Origin of the sequence: Achromobacter sp. GD03932 (assembly GCF_029839485.1) — a bacterium.
Classification (GTDB): Bacteria; Pseudomonadota; Gammaproteobacteria; order Burkholderiales; family Burkholderiaceae_B; genus Achromobacter; species Achromobacter bronchisepticus_A.
On record NZ_JAOCAT010000020.1, the window covers coordinates 25307 to 38099 of the forward strand.

At 68.6% G+C, this 12793-nt stretch carries 11 protein-coding genes; 10 read left to right on the forward strand and 1 reads right to left on the reverse strand.

Annotated elements, in window-relative coordinates; translation table 11 throughout:
• The first annotated feature begins 64 nt into the window (after nucleotides 1–64).
• The 10 genes from N5C88_RS18940 to N5C88_RS18985 all read left to right on the forward strand — a co-directional run bounded on the left by N5C88_RS18940 (nucleotide 65) and on the right by N5C88_RS18985 (nucleotide 11203).
• Nucleotides 65–985, forward strand: coding sequence for a bifunctional enoyl-CoA hydratase/phosphate acetyltransferase (locus N5C88_RS18940; RefSeq protein ID WP_280015985.1), 921 nt, complete (start codon nucleotides 65–67; stop codon nucleotides 983–985).
• A 133-nt stretch (nucleotides 986–1118) separates the two neighbouring features.
• Complete coding sequence (locus N5C88_RS18945) at nucleotides 1119–2696, forward strand: ABC transporter substrate-binding protein (protein ID WP_251880428.1); 1578 nt, start codon at nucleotides 1119–1121, stop codon at nucleotides 2694–2696.
• A 12-nt stretch (nucleotides 2697–2708) separates the two neighbouring features.
• Nucleotides 2709–3677: an ABC transporter permease gene (locus N5C88_RS18950; protein WP_059379601.1), complete on the forward strand. Its 969-nt coding sequence runs from the start codon at nucleotides 2709–2711 to the stop codon at nucleotides 3675–3677.
• Entirely contained in the window at nucleotides 3674–4576 is a 903-nt protein-coding gene (locus tag N5C88_RS18955; protein ID WP_280015986.1) for an ABC transporter permease, read from the forward strand. Before N5C88_RS18950 ends, N5C88_RS18955 begins: the two co-directional genes overlap by 4 nt.
• Entirely contained in the window at nucleotides 4573–5574 is a 1002-nt protein-coding gene (locus N5C88_RS18960) for an ABC transporter ATP-binding protein (protein WP_059379603.1), read from the forward strand. The genes N5C88_RS18955 and N5C88_RS18960 overlap by 4 nt, the downstream gene beginning before the upstream one ends.
• The gene (locus tag N5C88_RS18965) at nucleotides 5571–6581 is read left to right on the forward strand and encodes an oligopeptide/dipeptide ABC transporter ATP-binding protein (protein ID WP_280015987.1); all 1011 of its coding nucleotides are present in this window, start codon (nucleotides 5571–5573) and stop codon (nucleotides 6579–6581) included. The genes N5C88_RS18960 and N5C88_RS18965 overlap by 4 nt, the downstream gene beginning before the upstream one ends.
• A 28-nt stretch (nucleotides 6582–6609) precedes the next feature.
• Complete coding sequence (locus N5C88_RS18970) at nucleotides 6610–8265, forward strand: amidohydrolase (protein WP_280015988.1); 1656 nt, start codon at nucleotides 6610–6612, stop codon at nucleotides 8263–8265.
• A gap of 1 nt (nucleotide 8266) precedes the next feature.
• Complete coding sequence (locus tag N5C88_RS18975; RefSeq protein WP_280015989.1) at nucleotides 8267–9241, forward strand: GTP-binding protein; 975 nt, start codon at nucleotides 8267–8269, stop codon at nucleotides 9239–9241.
• Nucleotides 9242–9362: 121 nt separating this feature from the next.
• Entirely contained in the window at nucleotides 9363–9755 is a 393-nt protein-coding gene (locus N5C88_RS18980) for a nuclear transport factor 2 family protein (RefSeq protein WP_118934386.1), read from the forward strand.
• Between the two features lie 32 nt (nucleotides 9756–9787).
• Entirely contained in the window at nucleotides 9788–11203 is a 1416-nt protein-coding gene (locus N5C88_RS18985; RefSeq protein WP_251880420.1) for an FAD-dependent oxidoreductase, read from the forward strand.
• Here N5C88_RS18985 and N5C88_RS18990 read toward each other — a convergent pair.
• Nucleotides 11183–12760 carry a PLP-dependent aminotransferase family protein gene (locus N5C88_RS18990; protein WP_280015990.1) on the reverse strand — a complete coding sequence of 526 codons (1578 nt, stop codon included), beginning with the start codon at nucleotides 12758–12760 and terminating at the stop codon, nucleotides 11183–11185. The two genes, N5C88_RS18985 and N5C88_RS18990, sit on opposite strands and share 21 nt — an antisense overlap.
• Between the last annotated feature and the right edge of the window lie 33 nt (nucleotides 12761–12793).

Here is a 12793-nt window from a genome sequence, read left to right on the forward strand (position 1 = left end):
GCGGCGGCCGCGCCGGAATTCTCTCGCCAGGCGCCGCGGATCTCCGCGGCAGGAGCAGACCAAAATGGAAAGCGATCGCTTGTTCGAGCCGCTGCGCAATGCCGCGCTGTCGGCCGGACGCTTGCGCACCGCGGTGGCGTATCCGCTGTGTCCGACCAGCCTGGGCGCGGCCGTGCAGGCGCGCGACGCGGGCTACATCGAACCCGTGCTGGTCGGTCCCGCCGGCCGGCTGCGCGTCCTGATGGCGGACCTGGGGCTGCGCGCAGACGAACTGGAAGTGGTCGACACGCCCGACGACGAGGTGCAGGCCGCGCGCGCCGCGGCCGCGCTGGCGCGCGACGGCGCCGTGCGCATGTTGATGAAGGGAAGCTTGCATACCGACCACTTCATGTCGGCCGTGGTGGCGCGAGACGCGGGCCTGCGCACGGACAGGCGCATCAGCCATGCCTTCGTGATGGCGGTAGCGGCCTATCCCAAGCTCTTCATCCTGACCGATGCCGCGGTCAACATCGCACCCAGCCTGCAGGAAAAGGCCGACATCGCGCAGAACGCCATCGACCTGGCGCGCGCGCTGGGCGTCGACCGCCCCAAGCTCGCGGTGCAGTGCGCCACCGAGTCGGTCAATCCTGCGATGCCCGCCACGCTGGATGCGGCCGCCCTGTCGAAGATGGCCGACCGCCAGCAGATCCGCGGCGGCGAGATCGACGGCCCGCTGGCCTTCGACAACGCCATCTCGCGCGAGGCGGCTGATCAGAAGGGCATCGTGTCGCGCGTGGCGGGCGATGCCGACATCCTGCTGGTGCCCGACATCGAGGCCGGCAACATGCTCTACAAGGAGCTGACCTGGCTGGCTGGCGCGGGTACGGCCGGACTGGTGCTGGGCACGCGCGTGCCGGTGCTGCTGACCAGCCGCTCCGATTCCATGCAGGCCCGCGTCAACAGCTGCGCGGTCGCTTCGCTGTACGCGCGGGCGCTGGCCGGTTGAATCCGGTCCGTCTGCGGGGCTGGCTCCAAAAAGTCCGGCGGTTTGGTACTAAGCCTGGACCAGCTGGCTGGATACGCTACCCCCAAGACCATCCGATGAATGGTTCGTGACACTGGACACAAAGGGGTAGAACATGCGCAGCGTAAAAAAATGCCTGACCACGATACTGACGACGCTGGCCCTGGCGGGCGGGGCCAGCGCCGCGGATGCGCCCAAGCCAGGCGGCACGCTGGTAATCGGTTCAACGCAGGTGCCGCGCCATCTGAACGGCGCGGTGCAATCGGGCATTGCAACCGCCTTGCCCAGCACGCAGCTGTTCGCCAGCCTGCTGCGCTACGACGCCGATTGGAAGCCGCAGCCCTATCTGGCGCAATCGTGGGAACTGGCGCCGGACGGCAAGTCCCTGACGCTGCATCTGCGTAAGGACGCCGTATTCCACGACGGCAAGCCGGTGACCTCGGCCGACGTGGCGTTCTCGGTCATGGCGGTCAAGAAGAACCATCCGTTCCAGACCATGTTCGCGCCCGTGGAAGCGGTGGACACGCCGGATCCCTACACGGTGGTGCTGCGCATGAGCAAACCGCATCCAGCCATCCTGCTGGCGCTGTCGCCGGCCCTGATGCCGGTGCTGCCCAAGCACATCTACGATGATGGACAGGACCTCAAGAGCCATCCGCGCAACTCGGCCGACGTGGTTGGGTCGGGTCCGTTCAAGTTCAAGGAATTCAAGCCGGGCCAGGAGATCGTGCTGGAGAAGTTCGATAAGTTCTTCCTGCCCGGCAAGCCCTACCTGGACCGGATCGTGGTGAAGATCAATCCCGACGCCACCAATCTGCTGATCGGCTTGGAGCGCGGCGACATCGGCGTATTGCCCTTCATGACCGAGCCCACCATCCTGCGGCGCGCCAAGGACAATCCCGCCATCGTCATGACCAGCAAGGGCTATGAAGGCATAGGCGCCTTGAGCTGGCTGGCTTTCAACACGGCGCGCAAGCCCTTGAACGACGTGCGGGTGCGGCAGGCCATCGCCTATGCCACCGACAAGGGCTTCATCACCAAGGCCCTGAACGCCGGCTTCGCCAAGCCTGCCGACGGCCCCATTATCGGCACCAGTCCGTTTGCCACCCAGGATGTGGCGAAGTATCCGCTGGACCTGAAGAAGTCCGAGCAACTGCTGGAAGAAGCGGGCTACAAGAAGGATGCCAAGGGCGAACGCCTGTCGCTGACGGTGGACTACATGCCGGGCTCCGACGTGCAGGGCAAGAATGTGGCGGAGTACCTGCGCAGCCAGTTGAAGAAGGTCGGCATCGCGGTGCAGGTGCGCGCCTCGCCGGACTTCCCGACCTGGGCCAAGCGCATCGCCGGCAAGGATTTCGACATGACCACGGATATCGTCTTCAACTGGGGCGATCCGGTGATCGGCGTGCACCGCACCTACCTGTCCAGCAACATCCGCGACATCATCTGGACCAACACGCAGTCCTATTCCAACCCCAAGGTGGACGAACTGCTGGAGCAGGCCGGCACCGAAACCGACGCCGACAAGCGCCGCGCGCTCTACGCGGAATTCCAGCGGCTGGTCACGGCCGATGTGCCCATCGACTTCCTCACGGTCATTCCGTACCACACCCTGTCGTTGAAGAAGGTGCACGGCCTGCCGGACGGCATCTGGGGCGTCATATCGCCCATGGACGACACCTACCTGCAGTAAGGCGGAACTGCCATGACGCGCTATCTCTTGCGCCGCCTGGCCTATGCGCTGGTGCTGCTGCTGGCCGTGGTGACGCTGAATTTCCTGCTGATCCACATTTCGCCGGGCGATCCGGTCGAGACCATCGCGGGCTCCATGGGCGGCATCAGCGAAGAACTGCGGGCGCAGCTGCGCGCGCAGTACGGGCTGGATAAGCCCTTCCTGACGCAGCTGGGCATCTATCTGATGCAGGTGCTGCGGGGCGACCTGGGCTATTCCTATTTCTTCAACGTGCCGGTGGCGCAGCTGATCTGGGATCGCGTGCCGGCCACGCTGCTGCTGGTGGTGACCTCGGTGCTGAGCGCGTTCCTGGCCGGGACGATGCTGGGCACGCTGGCTGCGCGCAAGCCCAACGGGCCGCTGTCGCAAGGCATCACGCTGTTGTCGGTGGTGGGTTATTCCGCGCCAGTGTTCTGGACCGGCATCATCCTCATCATCCTGTTCGCCTCGGCGCTGCCGATCTTCCCGGTGTCCGACATGCGTTCTGCCGGCGGGCCGCAGGACGGCTGGGCGGGCGTGCTGGACGTGCTGCACCACCTGGTGCTGCCGGCCTTCACCCTGGCCTTCGTCTATCTGGCGCAGTACAGCCGGCTGGCGCGCGCCAGCGTCATGGAGGCGTTGTCGGCCGACTACATCCGCACCGCGCGCGCCAAGGGCCTGCCAGAGCGCTCCGTGCTCTACAAGCACGCGCTGCGCAACGGCGTGCTGCCGGTGGTGACCATGCTGGGCCTGCAGTTCGGCAATGTGCTGGCGGGCGCGATCCTGGTCGAAACGGTCTTCAACTGGCCCGGGCTGGGCCGGCTGGCGTTCGACTCCGTGCTCAGGCGCGACTATCCCACGCTGCTGGGCATCCTGCTGTTCGCCTCGCTGCTGGTGGTCGTGATGAATCAGCTTACCGATCTGGCCTACCGCCTGATCGATCCCAGGATCAAGACCTCATGAGCCAGACCCCTCCCGCCGTATCCATTGCCGCCTTGCCGGGCCAGGCGGCACGGCCGCCGGCCCGCCCGTCGTACGAGGCCTTGCGGGTATTCGCGCGCAATCCCTCGGCGCTGGCCGGCGTGCTGCTGCTGGCCGCCATCCTCACCGTGACGCTCTTCGGACCCATGATCATGGAGGCGGATCCCTTCGAGATTGCGGGCGCGCCGATGACGCCGCCGGGCGCGGACGCGCTGCTGGGCACCGACTACCTGGGCCGCGACGTGCTGACTGGCATGGTCTATGGCGGCCGCGCCACGCTGCTGGTGGGCGTGGTGGCGGCGGTGCTGTCCATGGCCATCGGGCTGACGGTGGGCGCGCTTGCGGGCTACTACGGCGGCTGGATCGACGAAACCTTGATGCGCATCACCGAGTTCTTTCAGGTGCTGCCCACCTTGCTGTTCGCCATGGTGCTGGTGACGCTGTTCTCGCCGTCGCTGGCGACCATCGCCATCGCCATCGGCGTGGTCAGCTGGCCGGGCACGGCGCGGCTGGCGCGCGGCGAATTCCTGCGCCTCAAGCGCCGCGAGTACGTGCTGGCCGAGAGGGTGATAGGCGCGGGCGACGCGCGCATCATCTGGCGCGTGATCCTGCCCAACGCGCTGGCGCCGCTGATCGTGTCGGCCACGCTGGCGATAGGCACGGCGATCCTGTTCGAGGCCGGCCTGTCGTTCCTGGGGCTGGGCGATCCCAACATCATGAGCTGGGGCCTGATGATAGGCAGCAACCGCCCCTACATCCTGACCGCGTGGTGGGCGGTGACCCTGCCGGGCGCCGCCATCTTCCTGACCGTGCTGGCCGTCAGCCTGATCGGCGACGGGCTGAACGACGCCCTCAACCCGAACTCGAGGGGGCGGGCATGAACGCCGCGCAGCAAACGCCCGTGCTGGAGGTCGACAGCTTGAGCCTGGAGTTCCAGTCGCGCGGCCGCGTGGCCGAGGTGCTGAGCGCGGTGAGCTTCGACCTGAACCCCGGCGAGACCCTGTGCCTGGTGGGCGAGTCCGGCTGCGGCAAGAGCATGACGGCGCTGGCCATCATGCGGCTGATTCCCGCGCCGGGACGCATCGGCGGGGGCCGCGTGCGCCTGCGCGGCGACGACCTGGCCGGCCGCGACGAGGAGGCCATGCGCCAGGTGCGCGGCAACAAGATATCCATGATCTTCCAGGAGCCCATGACGGCGCTGAACCCTGTGTACACGGTCGGCGACCAGATCGCGGAACCCCTGCGGCTGCACCAGGGCCTGAGCAAGGGCCAGGCGCGCGAGCGCGCCATCGAGATGCTGAAGTCGGTGGGCATCCCCTTGCCGGAGCGGCGCGTGGACGATTATCCGCACCAGATGTCCGGCGGCATGCGGCAGCGCGTAATGATCGCCATCGCGCTGGCCTGCGATCCAGACGTGCTGATCGCCGACGAGCCGACAACAGCGCTGGACGTGACGGTCCAGGCGCAGATCTTCGACCTGCTGCGCGAGCAGCAGGCGCGGCGCGGCACCGCGGTGCTGCTGATCACGCATGACATGGGCGCGGTGTCGGAGATGGCCGACCGCGTCGTGGTCATGTACGGCGGGCGGGTGGTGGAGCAGGGCGGAGTGCGCGAGATCCTGGCGCAGCCCCGCCATCCCTACACCCAGGGGCTGATCGCCTGTCTGCCCGAACTGGACCGCGAGCCCGACGACGTGCGCCCCGACCTGCCGGAGATTCCCGGCGTGGTGCCGTCGATCTGGGAGCGCGGCGCGGGCTGTCCCTTCATGGAACGTTGCGGGCAGGCCATGGCGCGCTGCCGCGACGCGTTTCCGCCCCTGACCCGTGTAGGCGAGGGCCAGGAAGTTGCCTGTTGGCTGTATCCGGAGGCCGCGCAATGACGTCACCGCAATCTCCCGCCTTGCTGTCCGTGCGCGATCTTGCCGTGCATTTTCCCATCGGCGGACGCGGCCGCGACGGCAAGCCGGTGGTCGTGAAGGCCGTGGACGGCGTGTCCTTCGAGCTGCAGCGCGGCCGCACGCTGGCGATCGTGGGCGAGTCCGGCTCGGGCAAGACCACCACGGCCTTGTCCGTGCTGCGGTTGGCGGACCCGACCGCGGGCTCCATCCACTTCGACGGTACGGACATGACGGCGCTGAACGGCTCGGCCCTGCGTCGCATGCGCCGCCGCGTGCAGCTGGTGTTCCAGGATCCGTATTCCTCGCTCAATCCGCGCCAGCGGGCTGGCGACATCGTGCGCTCGCCCTTGGACCTGATGGGCATCGATCCGCCGGGCGGACGCGAGGCGCGCGTGGCCCGCATGTTCGAACTGGTGGGCCTGCGCCCGGAGCAGCGGCAACTGTTTCCGCACCAGTTTTCCGGCGGCCAGCGGCAGCGGCTGAACGTGGCCCGCGCGCCCGACCTCATCGTCTGCGACGAACCGGTGTCGGCCCTGGATATCGCGATCCGCGCGCAGATCCTGAACCTGCTGCGGCGCATCCAGCGCGAGCAGGGGCAGTCCTTCCTGTTCATCTCGCACGACATGGCGGTGGTGGAGCACATCTGCGACGACATCGCCGTCATGTACCTGGGCAAGATCATCGAGCAGGCCACGCGCAACGCCTTCTTCACGCGGCCGCTGCATCCCTACAGCGTCGCCCTGATGTCGGCGGTGCCGACCGTGAAGGGCGGGCGCGAGCTGGCCGCGCGCCGCGTGCGGCTGGCGGGCGATCCGCCCAGTCCGGTCGATCCGCCGCCGGGCTGCCGTTTTGCCGGCCGCTGCCCGGCCGCGCAGCCGCTCTGTACCACGCGCGAGCCCAGCTTGCGCGAAGTCGCGCCGGGCCACCGCGTGGCCTGCCATTTCGTCGAATCCCGCGACGGCGTCCTGGCGTCGCCGCTGCAGGGATGAGCCCACCCTCCGATAGAAGGACAGACCGATGACCCAGACCCTCGCCCGAACCACGATCTATGCCGCGCGCAGCATCCTGACCATGAACCCGATGCAGCCCCGCGCCACGCACGTGGCGGTGCGGGAGGGCCGTATCCTGGGCGTGGGCAGCCGCGAGGAGCTGGCGGGCTGGGGGCCTGCCGACCTCGACGAGCGTTATGCGGACAAGGTGCTCATGCCCGGCCTGGTCGAAGGGCATTGCCATCTGCCGGAAGGCGGCATGTGGAAGTTCGTGTACGTGGGCTTCTATGACCGGCGCGGACCCGATGGCAGGCTGTGGGAAGGCTTGAAGAGTTTCGAGGCTGTGGCCGCGCGGCTGCGCGAGGCCGAACGCGCCCTGGCGACCGGCGAGACGCTGATAGGGTGGGGCTTCGACCCGATCTTCTTCGACGGCGCGCGCATGCGCGTGCAGGACCTGGACGCCGTGTCCGCCGAGCGGCCCGTGGTGGTCATGCACGCCAGCATGCACCTGATGAACGTGAACACGCCCATGTTGGCGCGCGCCGGCATAGACCGCGATACCGACATCGAGGGCGTGACGCGCATGGAAGACGGACGGCCCAGCGGCGAACTCTGCGAATTTGCCGCCATGTTCCCCGTCATGCGCCTGATCGGCAGCCCGTTCCGCACCGTGGGGGTATCGGAAGAGGGCCTGCGCATGTTTGGCAAGGTGGCGCAGTGGGCGGGCGTCACCACGGCCACGGACCTGGTCAACGAGCTGGGCGACGAGGGCCTGGCGACGCTGGCCCGCATCACCGCCGAGCCGGACTACCCCGTGCGCATTGTGCCGGCCGCGTCCGCGCTGACCTACGCGGGCGATCCGCAGCGCTGCCTGGCCAAGCTGGCCGAGGCCCGGCGCCTGAACAACGACAAGCTGCATCTGGGCATGGTCAAGCTGGTGGTGGACGGTTCGATCCAGGGCTTTACCGCCCGGCTGCGCTGGCCGGGCTACTACAACGGCGCGCCCAACGGCATCTGGGTGATCGCGCCGGCCGAGCTGGACGCGATGGTCCAGGCCTATCACGACGCCGGGGTGCAGCTGCACATCCACACCAATGGCGACGAAGCCACCGAGCTTGCGATCGACGCGGTGGATCGAGCCCTGCGCCGCAGCCCGCGGCGCGACCACCGCCATACCCTGCAGCATTGCCAGATGGCCGACGCGGCGCAGTTCCGGCGCATGGCCAGCCTGGGCATGTGCGCCAATCTCTTTGCCAACCACATCTTCTACTGGGGCGACGCGCATCACGCCCTGACCATGGGTCCGGACCGCGCCAACCGCATGGACGCCTGTGCCTCGGCCGCGCGCGCCGGCGTGCCGTTCTCCGTCCATTCGGACGCGCCCATCACGCCGCTGGGACCGCTTTTCACGGCCTGGTGCGCGGTGAACCGCCAGACGTCGTCGGGCAAGGTGTTGGGGGAGTCCGAGCGCATTGGCGTGGAGCAGGCCCTGCACGCCGTCACGCTGGGCGCGGCGTACACCCTGCACCTGGATCACCTGGTCGGCTCCATCGAGATCGGCAAGCATGCGGACTTCTGCGTGCTGCAGGACGACCCGCTGGAGGTCGCTCCCGAGAAACTGAAGGACGTGCGCGTGCTGGGCACCGTCATCGGCGGCAGGCCCTTGCCGCTGCGGGAAGCCTGAGATGGCGGCCCATGGCGCACCGCGCATCGCGCTGACCGTGGTGGGCGGATTCCTGGGCGCGGGCAAGACCAGTCTGCTCAATCACGTGTTGGCCCGCAGCCAGCGCCGCGCGGCGGTCCTGGTCAATGACTTCGGCCCTGTCGATATCGACGCCGCGCTGATCGCGCAGCGCAGCGATCAGGTGATCAGGCTGGCCAACGGCTGCGTCTGCTGTTCCATGGCGGGCGGCCTGGACGATGCCCTGGCGCGCGTGCTGGCGCTGGACCCCTTGCCCGAATGGATTGTGATCGAAGCCAGCGGCGTGTCCGATCCCGGCCGCATCGCGCAGGTCGGCATGGCCGATCCCATGCTGCAGCTGGAGGGCGTGGTGGTGCTGGCCGATGCCGCGAACGTGCGCGCGCTGGCGGCGGATCCCGTGCTGGCCGATACGCTGGACCGCCAGTTCAAGGCCGCCGATCTGCTGGTGTTGAACAAGACCGATCTCGCGCCTGCCGAGGAGCTGCCGTCGCTGCGCCTATGGCTGCACGCGGCGACGCGCGGGGCTGCGATGGTCGAGACGCGCGAAGGGCGCGTGGACCTGCGCCATCTGCTGGGCGAGGGCGGGGCTTGCAGCCTTGCGCATGAATGCGCCAGCGGCGCTTGCGGCCATGCGGGGCACGTCCACGCCGCAACCCCCGATGACCCCGATCATCCGTTCCAGAGCTGGCTGTGGCGCGCGCCCGCGCTGCTCGACGCCGACCGGCTCGCCAGCCGGCTGCGCGACGCGCCCAGGCAGCTGCTGCGCGCCAAGGGCTGGGTGCGCACCGACCGGCACGGCCTGGTGCTGGTGCAACTGGCGGGCCGGCGCGTGCGCTACGACACGCAAGCCAGGCCGCCGGCGGATCTGGACGAACCGGCGCTGGTGCTGATCGGCATGCGCGGCGCCGTCGATCCCGCCGGCATGGACGCCTGGCTGGCGCCGGCCGCGGCGCGATGAGCGGGCAAGCGTCTGGTGCAAGCGATTTCCCGTGTCTGGTTCTAGACCCTGCCTGGGGGCTCACTTACCTTGGATCCTGAATGCTGGCGCGCGTCGCGCCAGCGTCTACCGGAGGTATGCAATGCAGAAGACCGTCACCGCGGACATGCTGGCCGAATTCGCGGCGGCCTGGAACCGCCACGATATCGACGCCCTGATGTCCTTCATGAGCGACGACTGCGTGTTCGAGACCGTGGCCGGCCCCGAGCGATGGGGCGCGCGGCACGAAGGCCGCGAGGCGGTGCGCGCCGCCTTCGCGGCGGCCTGGGCGAATTTTCCCGACGCGCAGTGGCAGAACGGCACGCATTGGGTGGCCGGCGACCGCGGCGTGTCCGAATCGACCTTTACCGGCACAGCCGCAGACGGCTCCCGCGTGGAGGCGGACATGGTGGACGTCTTCACCTTCCAGAACGGCAAGATCCGCGTCAAGAACGCCTACCGCAAGCAGCGCCCGGTATTGCCGGCCCGCGGCTGAGCACGCCCCGCACCCAGCTACCGGAACGCCGCATGGATACTCAAATGTCCTTCCAACCTGCAGGTCCGGCCCCCGCTGGCCGGACGGCGATCAGCGCCTACAACCCGGCCTACGATCCGCTGGTGTCCCCGCCCGGCCGCGGGCAGGACTACGCGCCCACCTACTGGGTCGCGACCGCGGGCGAGCCGCCCGAGGACGACGGTCCTGTCAACGGCGATATCGATGCCGACGTGGTGATCGTGGGCTCGGGCTTCACCGGGCTGTCGGCGGCGCTGACGCTGGCCCGCGACTTCGGCGTGAAGGCCGTGGTGCTGGAAGCCAACCGCGTGGTGTGGGGCTGCACCAGCCGCAACGGCGGACAGGGACAGAATGCGTCCGGACGCCTGTACCGTTCGCAATGGATAGCGCGCTGGGGATTGGCGACCGCCAAGCGCCTGGACGCCGAGATCCGCGAAGGCTTCGAATACTGGAAGAGCCTGGTGGCCCAGGTGGATTGCGACGCGCAGCCGGGCGGCCACCTGTACACCGCGCACCGCCAGAAGAAGATGGCATTCCTGGAGAACGAGGCCCGCGTGATGCGCGAGGTGTTCGGCTATGACGCCAGGATGTTGAGCCGGGAGGAATTGCGCGAACGCTACGTGTACGACCGCGAGGCGGTGGGCGCGATGCACGAGCCGGACGGCGTGGGCGTGCATCCCTTGAAGCTCGCCTATGGCTATATGCGGCAGGCGCGGGCCCTGGGCGTGCGCATCCATCCGGGCAGCCCGGTGCTGGGCTGGCGCACCGAGAACGGCGGCGTGCGGCTGCAGACGCCCAACGGCTACGTGCGTGCGCGCCGCGTGGCCTTCGCCACCGGCGGCTACACCGCGCAGGGCGTCAACCGCCTGCTGGACAATCGCATCATGCCGGTGCTTTCGAACTCGCTGGTGACGCGGGTGCTGACGCCGGCGGAACGCGACGCCGCGGGTCTGAAGAGCACGGTGTTCATTACCGATACACGGACGCTGCGCTTCTATTACCGTCTGCTGCCCGATGGCCGCATGCAGATCGGCAGCCGCAGCGCGCTGCGCGGCGCCGACGCGCAGCACCCGCGCCATCTGGCGCTGCTGCGCGAGGGGCTGGCGCGCAAGTTCCCCACGCTGGCGGGGGTGGACGTGGACTATTCCTGGTGGGGCTGGGTCGACGTGAGCCACGACATGATGCCGCGCGTCACGCAGCCCGACCCGGCGCAGCCGGTCTATTACGCCTTCGGCTACGGCGGCAATGGCGTGGCGTTCTCGGCCCACGCCGGCAAACGCCTGGCGCAGCGCATGATGGGCAAGGACGGCGTGTCCTGGGACCTGCCGATCTACGACTCGCCCTTGCCGGGGCATATGTTCGCGCCGTTCCGCAGGCTGGGCCAGGGCCTGCTGTACCGCTGGTACTACCTAAGAGATGAAGTGCTCTAGCGCGTGCAGGTCCGGGCCCTGCGGGGCCTGCTTGCCGTCCGCGGCGCGGCCGCGGTAGCGGTCGACGACCTTGGCCAGCCTGGCGATCCCCGGCTCGATGTGTTCCGGCCGGATCGAGGTGAAGCCGACCCGCAGGAAGTTGCGCGGCGCGTCGGCGCCGTTCATGAAGAAGACGTCGCCGGGCTCCACCACCACGCCTTCGGCCAGCGCGGCTTCGGATAGCTCGCAGGCGTTGAGCCAGGGCGGCCCTTGCAGCCAGCAGGACGAGGATCCGGTAATGGGGATGACCTTGAAATCGGGCAGGTGCCGCGCCAGCGCGCGGGCCAGCTCGGTGCCGCGTTCCTGGTAGGCCTGCGATTGCCTGCGCAGCAGCGAATGGTGGTGGCCCAGCGAAATGAATAGCGAAAACGCCCGCTGGATATAGGCCGAAGGGTGGCGCAGCATCAGGCGGCGCAGGGCGCGCAGTTCGGCGGTGAGCTCGCGCGGCGCCACGATGTAGCCGATGCGCAGGCCCGGCGCGAAGGACTTGGCCAGGCTGCCCACGTAGATCACGCGGCCGTCGCGGTCCAGGCTCTTCAAGGCGGGAATCGCGCCTTCGCCCCAGCGGCTTTCGCTTTCGAAGTCATCCTCGATGATCAGGCTGTCGGCCTGGCGCGCCAGCGTCAGCAGGTTCTGGCGGCGCTCCGGCGATAGCGTGACCGTGGTGGGGCACTGGTGGCCCGGCGTGACGAAAATGTAGTCGCAGCCCAGCAGATGGGTGCCGGTGCACAGCCCTTGTTCGTCCACCGGCAGGGGCAGCAGATTGCGCGTGTGGCTGGCGAAGATGTTGCGGGCGTCGGGATAGCCGGGGTCTTCCATGCCGACCACGGTGTCCTCGTTGACCAGCAGGTCGGCCAGCAGGTAGAGCGCATGCTGCGCGCCCACCGTGATGACGATTTCCTCGGCGTCGGCCCAGACGCCGCGGCGTGGCAGCACCTGGGTACGGATCTGCTCGATGAGCGCCGGGTCGTCGTGGGTGATCAGGTCCGGCGCCCAACTGCGGATGTCCAGCACGGACAGCGCCTTGATGCAGCATTCGCGCCATTCCGCGGTGGGGAACAGGTCCTGGTCGAACTGGGCGTAGACGAAGGGGTAGGGCTGCTTCTGCCAGTCGCGCGGCTTGGTGATGTTGCGCTGCCGGGACGGGCGAAAGCGCAGCCTTTCGTCCCAGCGCACGTCGGGCTCGCCGCCGTCGGCGGGCGGGGCGTCGGCCGCCGGCCCGGAATGGCCCCGCATGACCGTGTCGCTGACGAAGTGGCCGCTGCGTTCGCGCGACACCAGATAGCCCTCGCTGACCAGTTGCTGGTAGGCGAAAACCACGGTGTTGCGCGCGATGCGCAGCTGGTCGGCCAGATGCCGGCTGGACGGCACCGGCGTGCCTGGCGGCAGGTGGCCGCTGAGGATGGCGGACACCAGCATCTGGCGCACGCAGCCCTGCAGGCTGAGATTGGGCGCGCTTTCGCGTTCGAACAGGCGCTCCCACAACACAGGCTTGAGCATCGAGGCCTGGCTGGACATGACGGCTCCTTGTCTAGGCCGCGCAGCCGGTAG